Here is a 24,182-nt window from a genome sequence, read left to right as displayed (position 1 = left end):
TGCCTTGTGTACGGTGCTGCCGTGGCACTGTTCCTCCACAAACGGTGCCAGGCCAGGTGGTTCCATTTCACGTTGTGCACATACGGGCTCCAGCCTCTTATGGTGTTTCGCCGGGTCCACCATGGTGGATCCATGAGCAAGAGAGATCGCCGGCACAGGCAACCCATCAACAAGCCATTGGAACCGGACATGGACGGAATCTGGGTCCCACACGATACTGCCGGGATTTTGCTCGTCTCCGCAGACCCCTACCTGCAGGAAGAGGCCAAACGGATTGTTGCAGCCGCTGGAGGAAGCCTGGCGACAGCCACCGACGTGACCGAAGCGGTGCACGGATGGGACAGTGCCGACGTTGTTTTGGTGGGCAGCGATGTCCGCGAGTTGCCCCCTCGGCGTCGCTCGCCCACAGTGCTGCTGGGCAGGGCTTCCGACGGGGACGGACTCTGGGAGCTGGCCGCTGCCCTTGGGGCTGAACGGGTTGCCGTTCTTCCCGAAGCTGCGGCCTGGCTGGCCGAACACCTCAGCATGTCCGGGTCTCCCGACCCCGGGGGCATGGTCATGGGCATCATCGGTGGCAGTGGCGGCGCGGGAGCAACCACTACGGCCATTTGGCTGGCCCAATCGGCCGCCGATTACGGCGTCAGCACCATGCTCATCGATGGCGATCCTTGGGGTGGCGGCCTTGAACTGGCTGTCACGGCTGAGGACATCCCGGGACTTAGGTGGCCCGACTTCTCCGAAACCCGTGGAAGCATAGATCCCGCGCAGTTTCGAGATTCCTTGCCCTTCGCCGGCGGGTTCGCTTACTTGTCCTGGCCCGGAACCCGGGACGCGGTCCACAGCCCGGACACGCGTGCAGTAGCCGCGGTCATGGACGCCGCGCGCCGCAGCTTTGAGCTCATCCTGGTGGACATAGGGCGAAGCGGAGAAGGAGTGCGGAACCTCGCGTGGGACTGCGACAGGATGGTCCTCCTCGCCAAGGCCCACCTCAAATCCGCGGTAGCGGCAGGGCGCATCTTGAGCGAGCTCCCACCCATCGATGCGGGGCTCGTGGTCCGTGGCAGCAGTGCCTCCTCCGTAGATGCCGGGCTCATTGCCGAGTCACTGGGACTGCCGTTGCTGGGCGTCGTCCCCGAGGTAAGGGGCGTGGCAGCCGGTACCGAATTGGGGCGCATCCTTGAATTCGGCCGGCGCAGGCCAGTCAACCGTTTTGCCATGTCAGTCCTGGGATTCGACGGTGCCACCCAGTGAACCCGTTCGAGGGAACGCGACGCAGGCAGGGCCGGAAACTCGATTCCCTGCTCCTTGAAACCGTGCGGGAGTCTGTGCTCGCGGGCAACGGTCCAGTCACGCCGTCCACGGTTGCAGCGGCGGTTCAGGCAAGCGGCAGGCTTTTGGGCACCGCCGGCGCCTTGGAAGCCGCAGAGTCCATCAACGCTGAGCTGAACGGGCTGGGCCCTCTGCAACAGTTGGCCCAGGATCCGGCGGTGACAGACATCTTCGTCAACGGTCCCACCTCCGTCTGGCTGGACCGTGGGCAGGGGTTGGAAAGGTCATCAGTGCATTTCGACACCGAGCAACAAGTCAGGTCCCTGGCCTCCCGGCTGGTGTCAGCCGGTGGCCGTCGGTTGGATGATGGGTCGCCCTGTGTAGACGTGCGCCTGAACGGTGGTTACCGGGTGCACGCGGTCCTCTCGCCGATATCCACTACGGGAACCCTTCTATCCATCCGTATCCGCCGCGAGAACGTGTTCACCCTGCCGGAGTTGAGGGAAAGCGGCATGTTTTCCGAGCAAGGCGAGTGGGTTCTGAGGGCCATCATGAGCCAAAGACTGAGTTTTCTGATCAGCGGCGCTACTGGCTCGGGAAAGACCACCCTGCTGTCCACCCTGCTCGGCTTGAGCCACCCGACTGAGCGGTTGGTCCTGATCGAGGACGCCGCCGAACTCAACCCAGTCCACCCCCACGTAGTGACGCTTGAATCCCGGCACGGAAACCTCGAGGGCGGGGGCGCGCTGGATCTCGGCGAACTGGTCCGCCAGGCGCTACGCATGCGGCCGGACCGGCTGATCGTCGGAGAATGCCGCGGGGCTGAAGTCCGGGAACTGCTGACGGCCCTCAACACCGGGCATACAGGCGGCGGCGGGACCATCCACGCCAACGCGGCAGAGGCCGTGCCCGCGCGGCTGGTGGCCCTCGGTGCGCTGGCGGGATTGAACGCCGAGGCCGTGCGGCTGCAGGTTTCCAGTGCCTTGGACGTCGTCATTCACGTGGACCGGACCCCCACTGGACGGAAAGTGGCTTCCATAGGGGTGCTGACTGACACTTCCGAAGGCCAGAAGGTGGTCTCCGCCCTCCACTGGCATCCGACAGGAATGACGTGTGGGCCCGCCTGGCCTGCCCTCGCCCGCAGGCTTGGTCCGGCGTTGCCCGCCGGTTTCGACTGGTCCGGCTTTGGCGGGGCACCGGGTACGTCAGCTGAGACGTGGTCAGTGGACGGTCTGTCAGCATCCGCTGTGCCGGCCACACAGCCGGACGCGGTCCCGGACGCTTTCCCGGACGCTTTGCCGGGCGGGAGTTGGGCGACCCTGACTGGTTCGCTGAGTCCCTGGCCCACCCCATGATCGGCGCATTTGTCTTCGTTGCAGGACTCGCGGCCTGGCAGCACTTCCGGGGACGTCGTGTTAATGGCCGACGTGTACGGAATAGTTTGGGGGAGCCTGGAGGAGGGAGTGGTGCCGCCTTCCGTGCCCGTTCGGGTGTGAGGTTTCGTCACGCCTGGCGGCGAAAGCGAACTGAGCCCTTACCGCTCGTGGTGCTGGTGCAACAGCTGGCGGCATTGCTGCGTGGTGGGCGGGGAACGTCCCGATTGTGGGAGGAACTCTGGATGGTCCATGGCTCACGGGTGATCAAGGATGGCGGCCCGGACACAGAGGCAGAACCGGTGACTGCCGCACTCAGCCAGGAGTCACTGCTGGTTGTGGCCGCAGCCAGGGCAGCATCCAGCTTGGGAAATTCTTCGGCTGAAGCAATCCGGGATACTGCCGCCCGGATTTATCCCCGGCACGGAAGCTCTGAGCGACGTGTCTGGATGGAACTGGCGGCGTGCTTGGAGGTGGCAGAAACCAGCGGTTGCCCGCTTGCGGACCTTCTTACCCGTTTTGCCGCCCAGTTGGAAGCCGAAGAAGACGCAGAGGCCGCACGGCAAACCGCGCTCGCCGGACCAAAAGCCACAGTCAAGCTGTTGTCCTGGCTTCCGGTGTTCGGGCTGGTGCTGGGGATGGCGTTGGGCGTGGACCCGTTGGGAATCCTGCTGGACAACGTCCTGGGAGTTGCCACCTTCGCAACCGGTCTCCTCCTGACGGTGGCCGGCCGCGTTTGGTCCTCACGGCTGGTGGCCTCCGCAACCGGGAGTGCATGATGCCCGGGGCGCTGGCGCTGGTGATGATCGTCGTCCTGGGGTTGGCGGCTTTCGTGTGGGTCACCGGGCCGACTCGTGCCAGGGCGCGCGTGCTGATCCGGAATGCCGACGCCGCGTCACTGACGCGCTCCTCCCGCCGCGGTCCGGCCGGTACCCTCGACAACTTTCAGGGCCCGGACCTGCGAACGCGGCCGGATCTTCGCACGCGGGCGGATCCCTTGGAAGGGCCGGCCCCAACGGATCCTCCTGATCCGAAAGGTCCGTCCGACGGTCTCCGAGACACCGCGATGATGCTGGAACTGGTGGCGTCAATGCTCGACGCCGGAGCTGGAATCGGGCGGGCACTGGAACTCATCTCCGGGTGCGCATCACCACCCATCAGGCGATCACTCAGGCCAGTGGTGGCCGCGCTGGCCATCGGCGCGGATTGGGAGACGGCGTGGCGGACCCCCACCCAGCACGTTCCTGAGGTGGTCCGTCTCAAAGAGGCACTGGCCTTCGCTGCCTTAACCGGCGCCCCCTCGGCATCGATCCTCTACGCACAGGCCGCCAGGGAACGGCGCGAACAGTTCCGTGCTGCGGAGAAGCGAGCCGCTGCCTTGGGCGTGAAACTGGTAGTACCCCTGGGCCTTTGCTCACTGCCGGCCTTCATCTGCCTGGGGATCGTGCCTGTCTTGATCGCCATGCTTCCCGCCGGATGACCTGTCCACGATGATCGGCACAGACACGATGATCGGCACAGAGCGGGCTGCGAATGGCGCCCACTTTCCCTCCACATCCTGCTGATCGTGAGGGGTTATCCACTTGGAGGATTCCCCTTCTTACGGGCAGCACCGAGCCACGGAAGAGTCGAATCAGTCGGCGGACCCGCTGGCTTTTTTTGAAAGGAACCCACAGTGAGAACACTCTTCAGGGCCGAATCCGGCCGCCGCCAGGGCCCCCGTGCTGCTGGCCATGATCGAGCCTCGATGGATCGAGCCGCCGTTAGCGGGAAGCAAGGAATGAGGACCTTTGGAATTGAGCAGTTTGAACTCGAGGAATTCACGGATTCCGGTTTCGGAGACGCGGGCTTCCGGGCAACTGGAACGGACCTTCAGCTCACTACGTCACACGGTGCGCTGGCCCTGCGCGACCCAGAGGACCTCCGGGACCAAGGCACGCTGCGGAGGCGACCAGGGCGGCATCATCGGAAGAAACTGTGGAGGAAACATGAGCGCCTCCGGACACGGGGAATGCTTCCGGGCGCGGAGAGCGGTATGGCCACGGCCGAGTACGCCATCGCTACCCTCGCTGCAGTGGGTCTCGCAGGGCTATTGGTGGTCCTCCTTCGGAGCGAAGAAGTCCGCGGCTTCCTGCTCAACCTGATTCGCACGGCCCTGTCCTTGCCATGACGCACGTGCTGCCTGCCGGCGGGAGGTCATCTGCTGCCTGTGCCGGACCAACATCCAGCCAGAAGACGGGACCATCATCCAGCCAGCAGGAGGGCGGGGAGGAGTCGGGCGCCGTGACTGCGGAGTTCGCCGTTGCCTTGCCGGCCGTGGTCTTGCTTTTGGCCTTCCTGCTGGCAGGCGGCGCTGCGGGGATCACACAACTGCGGTTGGAGGAAGCTGCGACGGCAGGAGCCCGGGCCTCCGCGCGGGGCGAGACGGGTGGGGCCGTGGAAGGAATTGTGAGGCGGCTTGCCGGTGACGGCGTCAGTTCCTCCGTCACCGACGACGCTGGGTGGATCACGGTGACAGCCTCGGCCCGGGTAGGCGGAGCCGTGGGATCGCTGATCCCCTGGACGTTGACGGCGTCGGCTTCCGCCCGCGCAGAGTCAGCGGGTTCGGGGGCTGGTGCCGAATCAGCGGGCTCAAGGGCCGGCACGCCATGAACCCGTTTCCGTCACCTGTCCCTCCTGAGCGCGGGGCGGGAACAGTTCTCGCGCTGACACTGGGTGCAGTGGTGATGGCCTTGCTCGTGGGCGTCCTGGTCCTGGCCCAGGCAGGGGTGATGGCGTCCAGGGCTGCGTCCGCTGCGGACCTGGCTGCGCTCGCCGCCGCCGATGCTGCCAGGGGCCTCACTTCAGGGGAACCGTGCGCGGTGGCCTCCGAAGTAGCGGCGCGGCACGATGCAACAGTCACATCCTGCACCGTAACCGGAGGGAACGTAGCTGACGTGGCTACCGAGTTGGCTCATCCATTCGACTGGGGAGTCGCTACGGGACGGGCGCGGGCAGGGCCACCTCCGTAGGCGCCGGTGTTCGCAGGGTCGTCCTGGAGGGGCCTAGATGGCGTCCTTCAGCAACACACCCAGCAGCGTGATGGCGGCTGCCTTGTCCAGCGGGTTGTTCTTGTTGCCGCATTTGGGGGACTGGACGCAGGACGGGCAGCCGGCCTCACACTCACAGGCCTGAATGGCTTCTTTGGTTGCCGTCAACCAGATCTTGGCCTTTTCAAAGCCCCGCTCAGCGAACCCGGCGCCACCTGGATGTCCGTCGTAGACGAAGATCGTGGGCACACCGGTGTCGGCATGGAGGGCAGTGGAGACGCCGCCGATGTCCCAGCGGTCACTGGAGGCAACCAAGGGAAGGAGCCCAATGGCGGCGTGTTCTGCCGCATGAAGTGCCCCCGGGAACTCTGCTTCCACCAGCCCTGCCCCGTGAAGCGAGCGGTTATCCACTACAAACCAGACGGCCTTGGTAAAGAGGTCCCGGGCACCCAGCTCCAAGGGTTCTTCACCGAGGATCTCGTTGGAAATCAGGGCCTTGCGTTGGAAGGAGACAACTTGCGTGGTTACTTTGACGTCGCCAAAATGAACGGTGATGTCGCCCCACTGGACCGAGCGCGACGTTTCGAGGACCTCAATCTGGGTCACGTCGCGCGCCGTGGTGTAGAAGTCGGGGTTGACCCGGCGCACCATCACGCAATGGTCGGCCTCGTTGAGGTCCTCCACAAGGTAACTCTCACCTTGGTGGACGTAGATCGCACCTGTGTGGGCCTGGTAGTGGGTTTGCGGCGAGTCCATGGTCCCCAGGAGCGATCCGGTTTCGGCATCAACGATGCTCACTGGACCGCCTCCGTCCGCCCGGAGGTTCACCATGCCGGCAGCACTCTCCGGATGGGTCCAGAACCAACCCGCAGGCCGTTTGCGGAGGTATCCCTGGACCACAAGACGGTCCAGCAGACCTTCGGAGGTGGGGCCAAACAGGTCGAGCTCGGCCGGCCCGATCGGCAACTCAGCGGCTGCGGCACACAAATGGGGACCAAGAACGTACGGATTGCCGGGATCAAAGACGGTGGCTTCCACAGACACGTCAAAGATGGCCTCGGGATGGTTCACCAGGTACGTGTCCAAGGGGTCGTCGCTGGCCACGAAAGCGGCGATGGCATCCTGTCCTGCCCGCCCGGCCCTGCCAATCTGTTGGAAAAGCGAAGCCCGGGTGCCCGGCCATCCAGCCACCAGCACCGCATCCAGCCCCGAAATATCGATGCCCAGTTCCAAGGCCGAGGTACTGGAAACGCCCAGCAACTGACCGGACCTCAGGGCTTGCTCCAAGGCCCGCCGCTCTTCGGGCAGGTACCCGGATCTATAGGCAGCAACGCGCCCCGGCAAGCTGGGATCCACCTCGTCCAGGAGTCTTTTGGTGATGGAGGCAATGGACTCGGCTCCGCGGCGCGACTTGATGAAAGCGATGGTCCGCACTCGCGAGGAAACGAGGTTTGCCAGGATGTCAGCTGTTTCGGCTACGGCGGTCCGCCGCTGTTTGGCCCCGTTCTCACCCTTGACGTCCGTGAGCGCCGGCTCCCAAAAAGCAACTGTGGTGGAACCGTGAGGCGAGCAGTCCTCGGAAACCTCCCTGACAGGGGCACCGATGAGCCGGCCAAAAGAAACGCCGGGGTCGGAGGCAGTGGCAGACGCGGCAATGAACACCGGCTCGGGGAACGTGTTTCCTGCACCGTAGTAGGCGCAGATCCGCCGGAGGCGCCGCATCAGGTTGGCCACATGGGAGCCGAAGACACCGCGGTAGCTGTGGGCTTCGTCCACAATCACGTAGCGCAGCCGACGGAAGAACTTTGCCCACCAGGTGTGGTTGGGCAGGATTCCGAAGTGCAGCATGTCCGGGTTGGCCAGGATGAAGTTCGCGTGATCACGGATCCAACGGCGCGACGCAACGTCGGTGTCGCCGTCGTAGGTCTCTGCCCTTACGGTGGGCAGCTTCAGCGAGCGGATCGCCGCGAGCTGGTCGGCCGCCAGTGCCTTGGTGGGGGACAAGTACAGGGTGACGGCACCGTCGTCGTGGATCTTCCCGGGGTCGGCCAGGACTCGCAACTCGGAACGGTGTATCGCGTCCAAAGCCGGCAGTTGGTAGGCGAGCGACTTTCCGGATGCCGTTCCAGTGGCGATGACCACGTGCTGTCCGGAGTGGGCGAGGTCGGCTGCCTGGACCTGGTGCCGGTACGGTTCGTGGATCCCCAGGGCCTCATAGGCGCCCACGACGTCGGGGTGGACCCAGCCCGGCCACGGCTCGTTGACGGCCTTCCTGGCGGGGATGGTGTGGACATGGCGCAACTGCTCAGGGTCCGGCGTCCGGCCCAGCAGGGAGATCAATGAATGAGGTGCAGCCACCGAATCATTCTGTCACTGTGCGGGCACACCAACGGCGGCACCCGAGGGCGCCGCCGTCGAACCTTACACAACCAGCTGTCGGAGCGAGAAGCTAGGCCCCCGACAGGTCGGACCCGTCAGTGCCGCTGGCGGACATCATGAGCACGTGGCACACCACGTCCCAGCCAAGATGGGAGTAGAGCTTCTGGCCGTCGAGGGATGCCAGCAAAAGCCCGTTCTCCACATCATGCGAGAAGGCTTGGGCGGCGAGGGCCTTCATGATGAAGCTTCCCAACCCACGGCGCTGGAAGTCCGGCTCGGTGACGATCTTGTCGAAGACGGCGGTACCGTCCACCACGAAGACCCGTCCGCTGGCGGCCACCTGCTCGCCGGAATGAACCACGGCGTAGTGGACTCCGTTGGATTCGGAGGTGGCGAGTTCGAGGTCGTCGTCGGGCAGCCACGGGTCCTCGGAATCCTGGGTTTCCATGTCCACGATCATCATGGTTTGCGATGCGGACGTCACGGTCAGCCTGTGCTGTTCAGCCAGGTACTTGTACCGTTGGACGTCGTTGGTGAGGACCGTCAGGATCCGGGTGGGGGCTTCTGCGGTCTTGCCCGCAAGGGCGGTGAACTCTTCGTCCGAGGGATCATGGGCAAAATACTCCCAGTCACCGGTTTTGTCGGCGCGAAGCGCAGCAGGGAAGCGGCCTTCTTGGCGTGACTCATAGCCGCGGCAGCCGGACCAGCCGGCTACCCAGACTTCCAAAAGGTGCGCAATGTCTTCAACCAAGGCGTCTGGACTCATGTAGAGAGAGTATGCCAGCGCACCATGAAGCAACAGAGCCGGATCAGCCCCGGAATGCTTGCTTATGGAATTGTGACTTCTCCTATCGGCAGGCGCTGCGCCAGCCGGGCCGGAAGCGCGGACGGCCGGCGATTTTACTGCACCAAGTACCCTTGAATAGTGGCTTTGAACCGAATTGTGCTCTTCTATGGCTTTACTCCGATCGCCGACCCCGACGCCGTGCGTCTGTGGCAGCGCGCCCTGTGCGAGAAACTGGGCCTTACCGGTCGGATCCTTATATCGAAGGACGGCATCAATGCCACGGTGGGCGGCGAGCTGAACAACATGAAGCAGTACGTGAAGACCACGCGTGAATATAAGGGCTTCCACGGGATCGACTTCAAATGGTCGGAGGGAAGCGCCGCAGATTTCCCGCGCCTCAGCGTCAAGGTCCGCGATGAAATCGTGTCGTTCGGTGCTCCCGGGGAACTCAAGGTTGATGACAACGGCGTGGTGGGCGGCGGCAAGCACCTGCAGCCGGAGGAACTCCACGCGCTGGTGGAGGCCAGGAAGTCCAGTGGCGAGGACGTGGTGTTCTTTGACGGCCGCAACGCGTTCGAGGCACAGATCGGCAAGTTCAAGGACGCGATCGTTCCGGACGTGGACACCACGCACGACTTCATCAAGGAACTGGACTCGGGCAAGTACGACGACCTCAAGGACAAGCCGGTCGTCACCTATTGCACCGGGGGAATCCGCTGCGAAGTCCTGTCCAGCCTGATGGTCAACAGGGGCTTCAAAGAGGTCTACCAGTTGGATGGCGGGATTGTCCGCTACGGAGAAACGTTCAAGGACAAAGGGCTCTGGGAAGGTTCCCTCTACGTCTTCGACAAGCGCATGCACGTTGAGTTCAGCGAGGACGCTAAAACCATCGGCGAATGCGTCCGCTGCGCTGCCCCCACCAACAAGTTCGAGAATTGCTCCAACCTCAGTTGCCGGACTCTGACCCTGTACTGTGCCGAATGCGCCTCAAGCCCGGAAACGCTGCGCTGCCCCGGAGGATGCGAAGCCGCTTAGCGCGGTCTCAAAGCCTGCTCACCCGGTAGGCGAAATTGGCATCGGACCTGGATCCGACCGTGATGGACAGGATGGCGTCCTTGTCCAGTTGAACCACGCTTACCCGCGCGTTGGCGCACCCCAACGTCAGGTCCACCAGGGCCACATCGTTCAACGTGACGGAGAACGTCACCCTGCGGGTACCACGGCATGCCAACGTCACGGCGTACGTGCCTCCGGGCAACTGCACTGTTTGCTCGGATTTGGACTCACCGGGGTTCAGATAGCCGGTGCTGGAGTAGAACGACTGTCCTTGCGACTCAGGCAGCGCAGCCTTTGCCCATTCTTCAAGGGCATCACCACTGACAGTTTCTTCCAGCGCCGGATCGGGCGGGAGGGCGACGTTTCCTGCAGTGGAGGTGGCGGTGGCCTCCGGCCTGCCGCCGTCCTCATAGGTGTATTCGCAACCGGCTACGCCGCCGCACAGGACAACGAGAAGCACGACGGCGGCCCTCGCCAGCCGCTGTGACATCACCGAGCAAGCTGCCTTGCTGCCCATGGACTGACTTTACGCCCGGGCGGCCATTGTCTGAAGACTTGTCGGTGGAAGAATCCGGGGCTTTCTAGCCTGCCGTCGGAGCCAGGTGATATGCGTAGATCAGTGGGGCATCGACGCTGCTTGTCGAGATGTTGAGGGGGCCGGCGGCAGGCACTTTGATTTTCACCACATCGAGGCTGCCGTTGCATGCTGCAGCCGCATCGGCGATTTTGTTTCCGCTCAAGGAGACTGCGAAGTAGGCCTTGCCGCCGCCGTCGCAGGCCATGGTGAGCGTGTAGGTCCCGGCGGGCACGCTGGGCGATTCCTTGACCAAGGGGTCCCGGTTGAGAATCTTGCCGGAGTCCTCCAGGACCACGCCGCTTGCTGCCGGGAGGACCTTTTCCTTCCAAGCGGGAACGTCTGCATCTGCGATGTTGACCGGCGCCTGGCAGGCGCTGACCCCCAGCAGGACACCAGCGGCCAAGGCACCAAGGCCCGCGCGGCGCCTTGTGGAGGAGAAGTTGAGCATGATTCCACGCTACCGGGTTCCAGCGGCGTCCTTTGTCCACATAGCCCGGAACGGGGCCGCCCGGACCGGCGGGCCGCCCCTACACTTGCAGGGTGACTGACACAGCATTCTTGTTTACCGCCGGCAACACTGCCGATGCTCCCCGAAGCGACCAACCCGGGCTGCTCCAGGTGCTTGCAGGGGACCTTCGCGCCCTCTCCTACACCGTGGACGGCGTGGCTGCCCTGCTGGGGGAGTCGGCCTCGGCAGCGCTCAGCAGGGACCAGGTGGTTCCCGCGCTCCTGGCCACCGAGCGGTTGAAGGACTCGCACAATCCCGCGGTCCGGTCACTGGCTGTGATTGTCCGTCTCTGGCTGCTGGCCGTCCCACAGTCCGTGGCCGACGTTGACTCAGCCCTGCCCGGAATCCGTACCCAAGGACTCGTGGAACTCGGCCTGGCCTCCGTGGATGGCGGCGTCGTCCAGGTCGCGGTAGACCTGCGCCCGTACGGTTGGGACGCGAATGCAGATGGCAGCGGCGGTGCCGAACTCTGGGTCGCCAGTGACCTCGCAGCTCATCAGCAGCCGGGAGTCCTGCGTCATGACCATGTCCTGGGCATTGGCCGCGCCTCCACAACGTTGGTCCAAACCACCGTCAGACAACACACCAAACGCGCCTTGGACCTGGGGACCGGCTGCGGGATCCAGACCTTCCATCTGCTGCACCATTGCGGGCACGTAACGGCAACGGACATCTCCCCAAGGGCACTGGCATTTACCCGGTTCAACCTGCTGCTGAACGCGGCCGAGCTTGAGCTGGATCCCCAGCATTTGGAAAGCCGGGTGAGCCTGCGGCTGGGATCGCTCCTGGAGCCGGTGGAGGGCGAACAGTTCGGCTTGGTGGTGTCCAACCCTCCCTTCGTGATCACACCCAGGACGCGCGGGGAATCGACGTCGGACCAGTTCACCTACCGCGACGGCGGACTTCCCGGTGACGGGATCGTGGCGGCGTTGGTGCAATCCATCGCCAAGGTCCTGGAACCCGGGGGCACCGCACAAATGCTGGGCAACTGGGAGGTTACCGCGGGATCGGACTGGAAGGACCGTCCCGCGGCGTGGCTCAAGGACTCGGGTCTTGACGTGTGGTTCATCCAGCGCGAGCAAGTGGATCCGGAACAGTATGCGGAGACCTGGCTGCAGGATGCCTCGCAGAACCGTGACCGTGAGCAGTACAAGGAGTCGTACGCCGCTTACCTGGACGACTTCACCTCCAGGAACGTGGAAGGGGTGGGCTTCGGCATGATCTGGCTGCGCCGCCCGGAGCCAGGACACCGGTCCATCATCAGCCGCTTCGAAGAGATCACCTATCCCATCGAACAACCTATCGGACCGCATCTGGGCGCGGCCGTGGAACGGGCCGATTGGGTGGCAGCCACCCCGGTGGCCAACGCGCATCTGGTAGTAGCGGAGGACGTTACCGAAGAACGCCACCAGCGACCTGGAGCTGCCCACCCTGGTGTCATTCTCCTGAGGCAGGGTGCAGGCCTCCGCAGGACAAACCTGCTCAGCACGGAGCTTGCAGGTTTCGCCTCTGCCTGCGACGGACAGTTGTCGGTCCGCCAGATCGTGGCGGCCCTGGTCTCGCTGTTGGGAGGCGACGAGGACTTTGACGAGGATGCTTTCAGGGAGAGCCTGTACAGGGACGTCACCAACCTCGTCCTTGAGGGTTTCCTGCTTCCGGACCCGACGCGGACCAGCGAATGAGCAGCGACGCGACGCCGCCGGCGATGAACTCCGATGGTCCCGCAAGTGACCCTGACTACACTGATCAAGTGATTGCGAACAACGAGACATCCCAAACGTCGGGCGACGTTCCGCGGCGGAAGCGGGCCGAGAAGACGGTTGAGATCACCGATCCCAAGGCTATCCGCGCCTTGGCGCACGCTGCCCGCATCGAGGTCATCTCAGAGCTATACGCCACCCAAGTGAGCCACACAGCAACCGAACTCGCTGCCCGGACCGGCCTGACCCCCAGCGCCATGAGCTATCACCTCCGCGCCCTCCAGAAATGGGGGATCGTGGCACCAGCCGAAAATGCCGGGGATGCACGCGAGCGGCGTTGGAAAGCGGCCGGAACAGACTTCACCATCTCGGGAGGCAGCGTCGCCAGCCCCGAGATTGCCGTGGTTGACCTGGAGCTCGATGCCTTCCGTCGACGCGCTTCTGCCTTCGCCAAAGCCCGGGGGGAGCGCCGCCAACGCGGTGAAGGGGGAGAAGAACCGGTATCGGTGGTCCTCTCCAGCAACCTGCTCTATCTCACCAACCCGCAACGCAAGGAACTGGCGGACAGAATCCGCGAGGTCGTGAGGGAGTACGAACTCGAGGATCCCACGCAAATTCCGGAAGGTGCCGAACGTGTGGCAACCTTGTGGTCAATGATCCCGGATGACCGCGTGGCACCCGGGCAATAACCCTCCGGCCTGGTCACCGAATGACCGCCCTGGTTTCCGTACCAAAACGCAGGATTCTGCAAACTATGGTGAACTAGGCCAATATGGGCACCAGCCCAATTACACATTTTTTCTGTAGGAGCACCGTGCCCAGCAAGGCAAAAACCGGCAAGAAACTCGTGATCGTGGAGTCTCCCGCCAAGAGTAAGACCATCGCCAAGTACCTTGGCGAAGGCTTCATCGTCGAGGCTTCCATCGGCCACATCCGGGACCTCCCGCAGCCGTCTGATCTCCCTGCAGAACTGAAGAAGACCTCGCTGGGCAAGTTCGCCGTAGACATCGAAAACGACTTCAAGCCGTACTACGTTGTCTCCCCGGACAAGAAGAAAAAGGTTGCCGAGCTCAAGGCCCAGCTGAAAGACGCTGATGCGCTCTACCTCGCAACCGATGGGGACCGCGAAGGCGAGGCCATCGCGTGGCACCTCCTGGAGGTCCTGAAGCCCAAGGTTCCCGTCTATCGCATGACCTTTGGCGAAATCACCAAGGAAGCCATCCATCGCGCCATGGATAACCTGCGCGATGTAGACACCGCTTTGGTGGATGCCCAGGAAACCCGCCGCATCCTCGACCGCCTGTATGGCTATGAGATCTCTCCTGTCCTGTGGCGCAAGGTTGCCCGCGGGCTCTCGGCCGGCCGTGTGCAGTCCGTGGTGACCCGCATGGTGGTGGACCGCGAACGTGAACGCATGGCTTTCCGGGCAGCGTCCTACTGGGACCTCACGGGCCAGTTCGGTGCTGACTCGGGTTCCTTCAAGGCCAAGCTTGCTGCTGTGGACGGTTCCAAGGTTGCCAGCGGCCGTGACTTCAATGACAACGGCCAGCTCACCTCCTCTACCGTGGTGCACCTCAACGAGGAACTTGCCACGTCCTTGGCCGCAGGTCTGGAGAACGCCGAATTCCGCGTTCGCTCCGTAGATACCAAGCCATACACCCGCCGCCCGGCCGCACCGTTCACCACGTCGACGCTGCAGCAGGAAGCCGGCCGCAAGCTGCGCTTCTCCTCCAAGAGCACCATGCAGGTAGCCCAGCGCCTGTATGAAAACGGCTACATCACGTATATGCGTACCGACTCGTCGGCCTTGAGCGATGAAGCCCTCACGGCATCCCGCCGCCAGGCCGCCGAGCTCTACGGCCCCGAGTACGTGCCCCAGAGCCCCCGCGTGTACGCCAACAAGGCCGCCAACGCCCAGGAAGCGCACGAGGCCATCCGTCCCGCAGGAGACTCCTTCCGCACCCCGGCACAGGTGGCCAAGCAGCTGAGCGGCGATGAGTTCCGGCTGTACGAGCTCATCTGGAAGCGCACGGTGGCCTCGCAGATGGCAGACGCCAAGGGCTCCACCGCCACCATCCGCCTCGGTGCGGTGGCGGCAGACGGACGCGACGCCGAATTCTCGGCTTCCGGTACCGTCATCACCTTCCCCGGCTTCCTGGCCGCCTATGAAGAAGGCAAGGACGAGAGCCGCGGCGATGACGAGTCGGACGAAGCCCGTCGCCTGCCCAATGTTGCCAAGGGCGATTCCCTGAAGGCATCCGACATCCTGGCTGTGGGACACGAAACGTCTCCACCGCCGCGGTACACAGAAGCATCGCTGACTGCTGAACTGGAAAAGCGCGGCATCGGCCGTCCGTCCACCTATGCCTCCACGATTTCCACCATCCAGGACCGCGGCTATGTCCGGAAACAGGGTTCCGCCCTGGTTCCGAGCTGGATCGCTTTCTCGGTGATCCGTCTGCTGGAGCAGCACTTCACGGACTACGTGGACTACGAGTTCACCGCGGACATGGAAGGCGACCTGGACAAGATCGCCAATGGGCAGGCCGCAGGCGCTGCCTGGCTCAAGCACTTCTACTACGGTGAAGACGCCGATCCGGGCCTGCTGAGCATCGTCAACAACCTCGGCGAAATCGACGCCCGCGAGATCAACTCCGTGCCCATCGCCGAAGGCATCACACTCCGGGTAGGCAAGTTCGGGCCCTACCTGGAAAGCTCGATCCCCACCATCGACCAGAAGACCGGCGAGGTAGTTGAGTCCTCCCGGGCCAACGTCCCCGAGGAACTTGCCCCGGATGAGCTCACGGCCGCGAAGGCCATTGAGTTGATGGAGACTGCCGCCCCGGAGGAACGCGTCCTGGGCGCTGATCCGCACACCGGGCACACCGTGGTGGCCAAGAACGGCCGTTACGGAGCCTACGTCACCGAGATTATCCCGGAGATGACCGAGGAACAGTTGGCCAACCAGCCTGTTGAGTATTACAAGAACGGCAAGCCGAAGCCGCCCAAGAAGCCCGTCAAGGCCAAGCCGCGCACCGGTTCGTTGTTCAAGTCCATGACGGTGGACACGGTCACCCTGGACGAGGCGCTGCAGCTCATGAGCCTGCCGCGGGTCCTCGGTGAGGATGCGGACGGCAACCCCATCACGGTGCAGAACGGCCGCTTTGGTCCGTACCTGAAGAAGGGCACGGATTCCCGCTCCATCGGTTCGGAAGAGGAAATCTTCACGATCACCCTGGAACAGGCACTGGAGATCTACTCACAGCCCAAGCAGCGGGGCGCCCGTGCAGCTGTACCGCCGCTTGCCGAGTTCGGCCCGGACCCTGTTTCGGAAAAGAACATCGTGGTGAAGGAAGGTCGCTTCGGCCCGTACATCACAGACGGCATCACCAACATCACGGTCCCGCGCACCACCTCGCTGGAGGAACTGACCCGGGAACGCGCCGTCGAACTTTTGGCTGAAAAGCGGGCCAAGGGCCCGGTCAAGCGGACTACCACCCGCAAAGCGCCGGCCAGGAAGACCGCAGCCAAGAAGTAGCTTCACCGAAGGCCGGGACAGCATGCGCGAATTGCGTCCCGGCCGGCATCGTGGTCGAGTAGAACCATGACTGAACAGACCGTTTCACCGGACAACGAACCCTTGAACGACCTCGAGGCGAAGCTCGCCTCGGCCGAGCAGCCGGACGCCAACCCGGTGGATGTCATCCTCGCTTTCCTCAACAACGAGGTCTACCTGGTCAGCTCCGAAGCGGTGGACGGCCCGGACTCGTCGGTGGAGCCGCTGGTGCTCTCCAACGCCGACGGACAGCCCGTCCTGGCAGTCTTCAGCCACCCGAGCCGCGTCGATGAGCGCTTCCTCGAAGCAGCGCCGCACGTCCTGGGCACCATGGGCTCGGCGATCCTCGGCAACATCGGGGATGAACTGGGCATGGTCATCAACCCGGGCAGCGAGTTCGGCTTCGAAATTGATCCCGAAGGCATCGCCAATATCCGCCGTGACTTCAAGCGCGCTGACGAAGCAGGGGAGCCCACGGAATAGGGTGGGTCCCACCATCCGGCCACTCTTCCGTCGACGAAACGTCGTCGCCAAGTTGCTTCACGGGCTTGGAATCGGTGAATAATGGCAGAATGCGTCTTGGCGTTCTAGACATCGGTTCCAACACCGTCCATCTGCTGCTGGTGGATGCTCATCCGGGCGCGCGCCCGGTGGCTTTCGCATCCCATAAGCGTCCGCTGTCGTTGGTGCAATACCTTGACGGTGACGGCAATATCAACGACGCCGGCCAGCACGAGCTCATCGAGTTCGTGCTGGAAGCCTGGGAGTTCGCGGCCAGCCATAAGGCGGAGGACCTCCTGGCGTTCTGTACGTCCGCCATCCGCGAGGCCACCAACGGTCCGGAAGTCCTGGCCCGGGTGAAACACGAAACCACGGTGACCCTCCAGGAACTCACGGGCAGCGAAGAAGCCTCCATGACCTTCTTCGCCGTACGCCGTTGGTATGGATGGGGTGCAGGTCCCATCCTGGACCTGGACATCGGGGGCGGTTCGTTTGAAATGGCTTACGGAACGGACGAACTCCCTGAGTTCGCCACCTCCGTTCCCCTGGGTGCCAGCCGCCTGACGCGGGACTGGCTGCACGATGACCCTCCAACAGCCAAGAGCGTCAAGGAACTGCGTCGCTACATCCGTTCCACCCTGAAGCCTGTGGTCCGCAATTTCCATGAACTGGGCCGCGCGAACCTCGTAGCCGGCACCTCCAAGACCTTCCGGTCACTGGCCCGCATTGCCGGAGCTGCTCCCAGCGCAGCTGGACCATACGTGAAGCGCGAACTCCACGCAGCGGACCTCGGCCTTTGGGCCCAGCGCATTTCCGCCATGACGGTGGAGGACAGGCTGTACCTCCCGGGCGTTTCGGATGCCCGTGCCCGCCAACTGTTGGCGGGCGCGCTGGTGGCCGAAGCTGCCTTGGAGCTCTTTGAGTTCCCCACCATGGAAATTTGTCCGTGGGCGCTGCGGGAAGGCTTGATCCTGCGCCGGCTTGACCAGTTGGTGTTCGAAGAGGCCCTGGATCCCGCTCCCCATGTGGGCAAGCGGAAGAAGGACAAATCCAAAAAGAAAGCAGCCAAGGACGGTGCCAAAACCGTGGACAATGATGAGCCCCACCCCGGGATCAGGGAATTTCCTGTCCCCGTAAACACCCCGTCCCCTGCACCAATCCCAGCCCCCGTGGCAGGCGGGCTGGCCTCCTGAGATGAGCAACGACGTCGAACCTGAAGTGAATAACCGCCAGATCCCCGTAGCGCTGTCCAGCGCGTCCGTCTACCCCTTGAGCGTCCACGACGCTTTTGCCGTGGCGCAGGACCTGGGTTATGAGGGCGTGGAGGTGATGGTCACCAATAACGCTGTGAGCCAGAACCCGGACGCCCTGATCCAATTGAGCCACCGCTACCACCAGGAAATCGTCTCCATTCACGCGCCCACCTTGCTGCTGACGCAACAGGTGTGGGGCACCGCGTGGAACAAGATCGAGAAGTCGTGCCAGATGGCCGCGGATGTTGGTTGCGACACCGTAGTGGTCCACCCGCCGTTCCGTTGGCAGTCAAACTACGCCGAGAACTTCGTGGAAGGTGTCCGGGAGATCGCGGCCATGTACCAGGTGCGTATCGCCGTGGAGAACATGTACCCGTGGCGTGTCCGCGGCCGGGAAGCGGTGGCGTACCTGCCGCACTGGGATCCGCTGGGCCAGGATTACGACGACGTCACGTGGGACTTCTCGCACGCAGCCACTGCCGGGGCCAACAGTTTGGAAGCCATCAAGGCGCTGGGCAGCAAGCTCCGGCACGTCCACCTTACGGACGGCTCGGGTTCGGGCAAGGACGAGCACCTGGTGCCCGGTACCGGTACGCAGCAATGCGCGGACGCCCTCCAGCATTTGGCATCCACGGGTTTCGACGGCGTGGTGGTGGCAGAGATTTCCACCCGCAAGGCGAAGGTAGCGGGGGAGCGTGAGGAAATGCTGGCGGAAACCCTGCGCTTCGCGCGGCAGCACCTCAGCGTTCCGCTGCTGCGCAGCGTAGACAACTAACGGCGTCGAACGCTGGTCCTCAGTTTGTCCGCCTGACGTGCCCTCCAACGGTGTGTCAGGCGGATAACTGCGGGATGAGCGCAACCGCGGCAGCGCTTAAAAGCGAAAGCACCGGCGGCCGAATCGGGAAATGGGGGAAAACCCGCCCGGCCACCGGTGCTTGTGGCGGACATCCCCATGCCCGCCTCATCACTCGCACCCTCAATGAGGTAACTACTAAGTTACGGACCAACCATGAGTGCTGCCTGCAATAACCTTGTGAGCAAGCTGGGAATCTGGAATCCGTTAGACCCCGTCCAAGGCCAACTGCAATGATGGAGCCATGAGCAACCGAATCGCATTCCTTGGCTGTGGATCCATGAACGAGGCAATCCTGGGTGGCCTGCTCGCCGCAGGGACGGACCCTTCAGACATTGTCGCCACCGTCCGCCGCGCTGAGCGGGCCGATGAACTTGCCCAGCGCCATGGCGTCATGGCCATCGCAGGCGAAGAGGAGCCGGACAACAACAAGCTGGCCACCAAGGGCTCGGGCATGGTCATCCTGGGCGTCAAGCCGGTGGGCATCCTGGACCTTGCGCGGGAGATCAGCCCGGCCCTGGCGAAGGACACGATTGTTGTCAGCGTCGCCGCAGCGGTGTCCATCGCCCAACTCGAAGCAGCGCTGCCTGACGGCCAGCCGGTGATCCGGACCATGCCCAACACGCCCTCAAGGCTGGGCCGCGGCGTCATCTCTGTCTCCCCGGGCACCCACTGCACGCCTGAGCAGCTCGAAAAAGCCAAGACGGCGCTGGCGGGTGCCGGCACGGTGGTGGAGATTCCCGAAGAACAGGTGGACGCGCTGTCCGCCATCAGCGGTTCTGGCCCGGCATACGCCTTCTATCTCGCAGAGGCCATGGCTGCAGCCGGCGTCGAGCTCGGACTCGACCAGGAGCTATCGGTCATGCTGGCCCGCGAAACCGTGGCGGGCGCCGGGTTCATGTTGGCCGAACCGGGAGCAGATCCCACCGCACTTCGCGTCGCCGTCACCAGCCCCAAGGGAACCACCGAGCGGGCCATCATGGCCTTCGACGACGGCGGCATGCCCAGGATCATCGCCGACGGCGCCCGCGCCGCTGCCGCCCGGGCAGCGGAGATCACCAAGCAGCTCGGCTAACCTCGCAGTTTTTGTACAGCTGATGCCCCTAAGAGCGCGTCTAAAGGGCGTTAGCTGTACAAAAACTCCATCGGTTACGGGCGGGCTGCGAAGCGCTCCAGCAGGTCCACGTGTCCGGACACGATCAACATGTCGTGGCCGGACACTTTGGTTTCCGGCCGCGCGTACGTGAAGTCCTCGCCCGGGGTTTTCACGCCGACAATGGTCACGCCGTACTTGGAACGGACCTTGGATTCCTCCAAGGTGAAGCCCACGGTTTCCTTGGGCGGGTACATCTTGACGATCGCGTAGTCGTCGTCGAACTCGATGAAGTCCAGCATGCGCCCGGACACCAGGTGCGCTGCGCGGACCCCGGCGTCGGCCTCGGGATAGATCACGTGGTTGGCGCCGATGCGGGTGAGGATCTTGCCGTGCGAGGGCGTGATGGCCTTGACCCACAGGTGCTGGATGCCGAGGTCCACCAGGTTCACGGTGATGAGCACCGAGGACTCGATGGACGTGCCCACGCCTACTACGGCTGAGCTGAACTCCTGGGCGCCGAGCTGGCGCAGGGCGTCGATGTTGGTGGCGTCGGCCTCCACCACGTGCGTCAGCACGGGCGCCCACTTTTGGACCAGGGTGCGGTCGCGTTCGATGGCCAGGACTTCACGGCCTTGCTTGACCAGCTGCTCAGCGGTGGCGGATCCGAACCGGCCGAGGCCAACGACCAGCACTGGTGAGTTGTGGGCGGGGCGGTTGGCAGCCCCCGTGGTACTAGCCAATGATTGGCCTCTCTTCCGGGTAGTGGTACAGCTGGCTGCGCTGGCGCAGGGCCAGGCCGGCGGCAAGGGTGACGGTGCCGACGCGGCCGGCAAACATCAAAGCGGTTAGGACATAAACGCCCGACGGCGGCAGCTCGGCACTGAGGTTGGTGCTCAGTCCCACGGTGGCGAAGGCGGAAATGGATTCGAAGAGCACCCGGTCCAACGATGCTCCGCTGATGGAGAGCAGCAAGAACGCGGCCACCGACACAAGGGTGGCGCCGGCAACGATCACTGAGATGGCCACGCGCATGGTGCCTTGGGGGATGGTGCGCCCGTAGACTTTCACGTCGGCGTCGCCGCGGGCTTCGGCCATGATGGCCAGGAACATGACGGCGATGGTGGTTACCTTGATACCGCCGGCCGTGGAGGCGGAGCCGCCGCCGGCGAACATCAGGGCGTCGGTGAGGAGCATGGTGGTGGATTCCATGTGGTTCTGGTCCACCAGGTTGAAGCCGCCCGATCGCGTCATCACGGACGCGAACAGGGAATGGGTGATCTTGTCGCCGAGGTCCATGGTGCCGATGGTCCGCACGTTGTCCCACTCCATCAGGCCCCACAGGACCGTGCCCGCTGCCAGCAGGATGAACGAGACCTGGATGGTGAGCTTGGTGTGGAGGTTCCACTTTTTCCAGTTGAGCCCGTTCTGCTGGAGCACCATCACCACAGGGAAGCCGAGGCTGCCCAGGAACACACCCAACATCAGCGGGATGAGGATCCACAGATCGGTCTCGTACGGGACGATGCCATCGGAGTGCGGCGTGAATCCGGCGTTGTTGAACGCGGAAATCGAGTAGAATACGCCGTGCCACACGGATTGCCAGAAGCTTTCACCGAGCACCATGAAACGGGGAATCAGCACGATGGCCAGGGCTGCCTCGATCACCACCGAGGTCACGATGACGATCCGGAGCAGGGTACCCACTTCACCGAGCCGGCCTGCGTTGTTCATGGCTTCCTGGGCGATCAGCTTGCCGCGCACACCGAGCCGCTTGCTGACCATGAGGGCCAACAGCGAGGCCAGGGTCAAGGTGCCGAGGCCACCCACGAAGATGCCGATCAGGATCACCAACTGGCCGAAGAAGGTCCAGTGCGTGGCCGTGGAAACTACCGTCAACCCGGTGACGCAGACGGCGGAGACCGCCGTGAACATGGACTGGTGCAGGGGCGTGACAGTGCCCGCCGCAGAAGCAGCGGGCAAGGACAGTAAGCCGGTGAAGACCAGGATCACCACAGCGAAGACGGTCAACGCCAAACGGGCCGGTGACGTGTTGGCAATGTTGTCGATGAAGTCGCGCACGCGGGTAAAGATCCAGAGACCTTCCCGTTCCTGCTGGTTGGTTTGCCAGTTGGCCGGGCTCGTGGACCGCGACTGGCTTTGAGACATGGCGCTCTTCCTCGGTTGAACAAGCTTTCCTGAGTAGTAAACCACTATTCCCGCGGCGTAACCGGGCAGGAGGGCCCGCCAGGCTCAGGTAGCCTGTTCTGGATGAACTCCAGGCTTGGGACAACGGCTTCCAGCATTACGCGCTCCGCACTGCCAACGACGGTGGTGTGGGACCCCGCCATGACTGCCTACAATTTTGGCCCCGGCCACCCCATGGCACCGCAGCGGCTGGAACTGACGGCGCGGCTGGCCGAGTCCCTGGGGCTGTTCGGACACCAGCATGTGGCCGTTGAGGCACCTGCGGTGGCATCCGACGTCGAACTTTTAACGGTACACAGCGCCGGTTACGTGGAGGCCGTCCGACGCGTCAGCGAGGATCCGTCCATGCCGGAGGAGGGCCGTGGCCTGGGCACGGAGGACGATCCCGCGTTCGCCGGGATGCACGAGGCCAGTGCCCGCCTTGCCGGTGGCTCGCTGCTGGCGGCTGACACCATCCTTTCGGGTCGAGCCGTGCGCGCCGTGAACTTCAGCGGCGGGATGCACCATGCTGCACGCGAGCGGGCCAGCGGCTTTTGCGTCTACAACGACGTCGCGCTGGCCATCCAAAGGCTGCTCGACGGCGGGGTGCAAAGGATCGTCTGCATCGACGTCGACGCGCACCACGGCGATGGGACGCAGAGTATCTTCTGGAACGATCCCCGCGTCATGACCATCAGCCTCCACGAAACAGGCCTGTCGCTCTTCCCCGGCACCGGCTTTGCCAATGAAACCGGTGGGCCGGATGCGCCCGGGACCGCGGTCAATGTTGCGCTGCCCACTTTCACGGGAGACGCGGCCTGGCTGCGGGCCTTCCATGCCGTGGTCCCGCAGCTCGTGGGGGCCTTCCAGCCCGAGGTGATCGTGAGTCAACACGGCTGCGATTCCCATCGGGACGATCCCCTGACCCACCTGACCCTCAGCATCGACGGACAGCGTGAGGCGGCGTCCGCCGTCGCAAGCCTTGCCGCCCGCTATTGCGACAACCGCTGGATCGCTACGGGCGGTGGCGGCTATGACGTCACCAGTGTTGTGCCGCGCGCATGGAGCCACCTGATCGGAATGGTGACCCAGCGCCCGGTGCCGCTCAGCACGCCGGTACCCGAAGCCTGGCGGACGTATGTGCGCGAAACCTACGGCGTGTGGGCTCCGGAGTCCATGGGCGACGACGTCGACGTGTGGTGGCGCTCCTGGGAGGTGGGCTACGACCCCGCGGACGAAGTGGACCGGACCATCATTGCCACGCGGAAGGAAATCTTCCCCCTGTATGGCCTGGACCCCTGGTTCGACTGACGCTGGTTCCGCCCGGATCCCGCCTGCATCACAACGAAACAGGGATGCCAATTGGCGTATATGTCGCTAGGGTGGGAGACATGGTGACTGACGACGTATTTGCCGTCATAGCTGAGGCAACCAGACGCGACATCCTGGTCTCCCTCCGCTCTGGGGATAAAGCAGTAGGCGAACTGGTGGAAGAACTGGCTGCAAGCCAGCCCACAATCTCCAAGCATCTGAAGGTGCTCCGCGAGGCTGATCTGGTCAGCATGCGCGCGCAAGGCCAGAAGCGCTTCTATGCCCTGAATCCCAAGCCGCTTGCCGGCGTCGCGAGCTGGCTTGAAACGTTCGACGTCGGAACTCCGGCTCCCGCCGTCGTCGTGCCTGCTGCGGCGTCTTCCACCGCTGCCGCGGACGTGCCCGCCGCTGTGGCTCCCGCCGAAGCCGCCGTCGCGCCAGTCCCCAACCGCGCCGACGCCATTGGCCAGGCCGTCAAGGTCCACGCGAGTGGAACCACTGTCTCCCTTGACCCCGCGTCCGACGACACCGTTCCCCAGCAAATCGGCCGCACCGTAGGCCGCGCCGCCACTAAGGCTGCTGACCTCCTGGCCAACCTTCCGAACCTGCCCAACCTTCCCAAGTTCGGGCGTAAGCGATAGCGCGCCTCTCCTTAACGTGATCCTCATCACATTGTGAGTTTTTGTTTACCTTGCGTTTCCTTGTGTTTTCAACGATTTTCTACAGTTGTGTTAACTCAGCTTTAAGGGT

At 63.9% G+C, this 24,182-nt stretch carries 23 protein-coding genes; 17 read left to right on the top strand and 6 right to left on the bottom strand.

What is annotated here, in order from left to right; genetic code table 11:
* Positions 1-132: 132 nt before the first annotated feature.
* The 7 genes from ssd to CGK93_RS18745 all read left to right on the top strand — a co-directional run bounded on the left by ssd (position 133) and on the right by CGK93_RS18745 (position 5,653).
* A complete protein-coding gene (ssd, locus tag CGK93_RS18775) occupies positions 133-1,251 on the top strand; it encodes a septum site-determining protein Ssd (protein WP_089596123.1) in 1,119 nt (372 codons plus the stop codon).
* Complete coding sequence (locus CGK93_RS18770; protein ID WP_232481398.1) at positions 1,248-2,624, top strand: TadA family conjugal transfer-associated ATPase; 1,377 nt, start codon at positions 1,248-1,250, stop codon at positions 2,622-2,624. The genes ssd and CGK93_RS18770 overlap by 4 nt, the downstream gene beginning before the upstream one ends.
* A gap of 263 nt (positions 2,625-2,887) precedes the next feature.
* Positions 2,888-3,421 (top strand): type II secretion system F family protein, encoded by a 534-nt coding sequence (locus tag CGK93_RS18765; RefSeq protein WP_232481397.1) that lies wholly within the window; start codon positions 2,888-2,890, stop codon positions 3,419-3,421.
* Positions 3,421-4,122, top strand: a complete 702-nt coding sequence (locus CGK93_RS18760) for a type II secretion system F family protein (RefSeq protein WP_089596121.1) — start codon at positions 3,421-3,423, stop codon at positions 4,120-4,122. Before CGK93_RS18765 ends, CGK93_RS18760 begins: the two co-directional genes overlap by 1 nt.
* Before the next feature lie 300 nt (positions 4,123-4,422).
* Positions 4,423-4,812 (top strand): DUF4244 domain-containing protein, encoded by a 390-nt coding sequence (locus CGK93_RS24255; RefSeq protein WP_232481396.1) that lies wholly within the window; start codon positions 4,423-4,425, stop codon positions 4,810-4,812.
* 113 nt (positions 4,813-4,925) lie between these two features.
* A complete protein-coding gene (locus tag CGK93_RS18750; RefSeq protein WP_089596120.1) occupies positions 4,926-5,294 on the top strand; it encodes a TadE family type IV pilus minor pilin in 369 nt (122 codons plus the stop codon).
* Complete coding sequence (locus tag CGK93_RS18745) at positions 5,291-5,653, top strand: Rv3654c family TadE-like protein (RefSeq protein WP_089596119.1); 363 nt, start codon at positions 5,291-5,293, stop codon at positions 5,651-5,653. Before CGK93_RS18750 ends, CGK93_RS18745 begins: the two co-directional genes overlap by 4 nt.
* Positions 5,654-5,686: 33 nt before the next feature.
* Here the strand turns inward: CGK93_RS18745 and CGK93_RS18740 are convergent, their stop codons facing one another.
* The gene (locus CGK93_RS18740) at positions 5,687-8,029 is read right to left on the bottom strand and encodes a DEAD/DEAH box helicase (protein WP_089596118.1); all 2,343 of its coding nucleotides are present in this window, start codon (positions 8,027-8,029) and stop codon (positions 5,687-5,689) included.
* A gap of 91 nt (positions 8,030-8,120) precedes the next feature.
* Positions 8,121-8,816: a GNAT family N-acetyltransferase gene (locus CGK93_RS18735; protein ID WP_089596117.1), complete on the bottom strand. Its 696-nt coding sequence runs from the start codon at positions 8,814-8,816 to the stop codon at positions 8,121-8,123.
* Positions 8,817-8,975: 159 nt separating this feature from the next.
* On the opposite strand from CGK93_RS18735, the gene trhO reads away from it, so the two are divergent.
* Positions 8,976-9,872 carry an oxygen-dependent tRNA uridine(34) hydroxylase TrhO gene (gene trhO / locus CGK93_RS18730; protein WP_089596116.1) on the top strand — a complete coding sequence of 299 codons (897 nt, stop codon included), beginning with the start codon at positions 8,976-8,978 and terminating at the stop codon, positions 9,870-9,872.
* A gap of 7 nt (positions 9,873-9,879) precedes the next feature.
* Here the strand turns inward: trhO and CGK93_RS18725 are convergent, their stop codons facing one another.
* Positions 9,880-10,410 (bottom strand): hypothetical protein, encoded by a 531-nt coding sequence (locus CGK93_RS18725; RefSeq protein WP_089596115.1) that lies wholly within the window; start codon positions 10,408-10,410, stop codon positions 9,880-9,882.
* Positions 10,411-10,474: 64 nt separating this feature from the next.
* Positions 10,475-10,918: a hypothetical protein gene (locus CGK93_RS18720; protein WP_089596114.1), complete on the bottom strand. Its 444-nt coding sequence runs from the start codon at positions 10,916-10,918 to the stop codon at positions 10,475-10,477.
* Positions 10,919-11,010: 92 nt separating this feature from the next.
* Here CGK93_RS18720 and CGK93_RS18715 point away from each other — a divergent pair, with 92 nt between their 5' ends.
* From CGK93_RS18715 to proC, 7 genes are all read left to right on the top strand, one after another.
* The gene (locus CGK93_RS18715; protein ID WP_089596113.1) at positions 11,011-12,660 is read left to right on the top strand and encodes a DUF7059 domain-containing protein; all 1,650 of its coding nucleotides are present in this window, start codon (positions 11,011-11,013) and stop codon (positions 12,658-12,660) included.
* Between the two features lie 23 nt (positions 12,661-12,683).
* Positions 12,684-13,367: an ArsR/SmtB family transcription factor gene (locus CGK93_RS18710; protein ID WP_442857052.1), complete on the top strand. Its 684-nt coding sequence runs from the start codon at positions 12,684-12,686 to the stop codon at positions 13,365-13,367.
* Positions 13,368-13,492: 125 nt separating this feature from the next.
* Positions 13,493-16,216, top strand: a complete 2,724-nt coding sequence (topA, locus tag CGK93_RS18705; RefSeq protein WP_089596111.1) for a type I DNA topoisomerase — start codon at positions 13,493-13,495, stop codon at positions 16,214-16,216.
* A 66-nt stretch (positions 16,217-16,282) separates the two neighbouring features.
* Positions 16,283-16,717 (top strand): SseB family protein, encoded by a 435-nt coding sequence (locus tag CGK93_RS18700; protein ID WP_026541355.1) that lies wholly within the window; start codon positions 16,283-16,285, stop codon positions 16,715-16,717.
* Between the two features lie 89 nt (positions 16,718-16,806).
* Complete coding sequence (locus CGK93_RS18695; protein ID WP_089596110.1) at positions 16,807-17,928, top strand: Ppx/GppA phosphatase family protein; 1,122 nt, start codon at positions 16,807-16,809, stop codon at positions 17,926-17,928.
* Position 17,929: 1 nt separating this feature from the next.
* Positions 17,930-18,763 (top strand): sugar phosphate isomerase/epimerase family protein, encoded by an 834-nt coding sequence (locus tag CGK93_RS18690; RefSeq protein ID WP_089596109.1) that lies wholly within the window; start codon positions 17,930-17,932, stop codon positions 18,761-18,763.
* Between the two features lie 322 nt (positions 18,764-19,085).
* Complete coding sequence (gene proC / locus CGK93_RS18685) at positions 19,086-19,916, top strand: pyrroline-5-carboxylate reductase (RefSeq protein WP_089596108.1); 831 nt, start codon at positions 19,086-19,088, stop codon at positions 19,914-19,916.
* A gap of 74 nt (positions 19,917-19,990) precedes the next feature.
* On the opposite strand, the gene CGK93_RS18680 is transcribed toward proC, so the two are convergent.
* On the bottom strand, positions 19,991-20,629 hold the full coding sequence (locus CGK93_RS18680; RefSeq protein ID WP_198318492.1) for a potassium channel family protein: 639 nt from the start codon (positions 20,627-20,629) through the stop codon (positions 19,991-19,993).
* A 40-nt stretch (positions 20,630-20,669) separates the two neighbouring features.
* Entirely contained in the window at positions 20,670-22,103 is a 1,434-nt protein-coding gene (locus CGK93_RS18675) for a TrkH family potassium uptake protein (protein ID WP_089596106.1), read from the bottom strand.
* Positions 22,104-22,205: 102 nt separating this feature from the next.
* Here CGK93_RS18675 and CGK93_RS18670 point away from each other — a divergent pair, with 102 nt between their 5' ends.
* Together CGK93_RS18670 and CGK93_RS18665 are read left to right on the top strand one after the other, a co-directional pair.
* A complete protein-coding gene (locus CGK93_RS18670) occupies positions 22,206-23,432 on the top strand; it encodes an acetoin utilization protein AcuC (RefSeq protein ID WP_089596105.1) in 1,227 nt (408 codons plus the stop codon).
* 80 nt (positions 23,433-23,512) lie between these two features.
* Positions 23,513-24,073, top strand: a complete 561-nt coding sequence (locus CGK93_RS18665; protein WP_089596104.1) for an ArsR/SmtB family transcription factor — start codon at positions 23,513-23,515, stop codon at positions 24,071-24,073.
* Positions 24,074-24,182: the final 109 nt, after the last annotated feature.

The sequence above is a fragment of the Arthrobacter sp. YN genome, from assembly GCF_002224285.1.
Taxonomy (GTDB): domain Bacteria; phylum Actinomycetota; class Actinomycetes; order Actinomycetales; family Micrococcaceae; genus Arthrobacter.
The sequence above is the reverse complement of the archived record's forward strand: the minus strand, read 5'-3'. Positions and strand labels throughout refer to the sequence as shown.

Excerpts from the sequence above, each read along its gene's own strand:
- CGK93_RS18690 (WP_089596109.1), top strand. The coding sequence starts at position 17,930 with ATGAGCAACGACGTCGAACCTGAAGTGAATAACCGCCAGATCCCCGTA.
- CGK93_RS18765 (WP_232481397.1), top strand. The coding sequence starts at position 2,888 with ATGGTCCATGGCTCACGGGTGATCAAGGATGGCGGCCCGGACACAGAG.
- CGK93_RS24255 (WP_232481396.1), top strand. The coding sequence starts at position 4,423 with ATGAGGACCTTTGGAATTGAGCAGTTTGAACTCGAGGAATTCACGGAT.
- CGK93_RS18670 (WP_089596105.1), top strand. The coding sequence starts at position 22,206 with ATGAACTCCAGGCTTGGGACAACGGCTTCCAGCATTACGCGCTCCGCA.
- CGK93_RS18665 (WP_089596104.1), top strand. The coding sequence starts at position 23,513 with ATGGTGACTGACGACGTATTTGCCGTCATAGCTGAGGCAACCAGACGC.
- proC (WP_089596108.1), top strand. The coding sequence starts at position 19,086 with ATGAGCAACCGAATCGCATTCCTTGGCTGTGGATCCATGAACGAGGCA.
- CGK93_RS18700 (WP_026541355.1), top strand. The coding sequence starts at position 16,283 with ATGACTGAACAGACCGTTTCACCGGACAACGAACCCTTGAACGACCTC.
- CGK93_RS18720 (WP_089596114.1), bottom strand. The coding sequence starts at position 10,918 with ATGCTCAACTTCTCCTCCACAAGGCGCCGCGCGGGCCTTGGTGCCTTG.
- CGK93_RS18745 (WP_089596119.1), top strand. The coding sequence starts at position 5,291 with ATGAACCCGTTTCCGTCACCTGTCCCTCCTGAGCGCGGGGCGGGAACA.
- CGK93_RS18675 (WP_089596106.1), bottom strand. The coding sequence starts at position 22,103 with ATGTCTCAAAGCCAGTCGCGGTCCACGAGCCCGGCCAACTGGCAAACC.
- ssd (WP_089596123.1), top strand. The coding sequence starts at position 133 with ATGAGCAAGAGAGATCGCCGGCACAGGCAACCCATCAACAAGCCATTG.
- CGK93_RS18760 (WP_089596121.1), top strand. The coding sequence starts at position 3,421 with ATGCCCGGGGCGCTGGCGCTGGTGATGATCGTCGTCCTGGGGTTGGCG.
- CGK93_RS18735 (WP_089596117.1), bottom strand. The coding sequence starts at position 8,816 with ATGAGTCCAGACGCCTTGGTTGAAGACATTGCGCACCTTTTGGAAGTC.
- CGK93_RS18710 (WP_442857052.1), top strand. The coding sequence starts at position 12,684 with ATGAACTCCGATGGTCCCGCAAGTGACCCTGACTACACTGATCAAGTG.
- CGK93_RS18725 (WP_089596115.1), bottom strand. The coding sequence starts at position 10,410 with ATGGGCAGCAAGGCAGCTTGCTCGGTGATGTCACAGCGGCTGGCGAGG.
- CGK93_RS18695 (WP_089596110.1), top strand. The coding sequence starts at position 16,807 with ATGCGTCTTGGCGTTCTAGACATCGGTTCCAACACCGTCCATCTGCTG.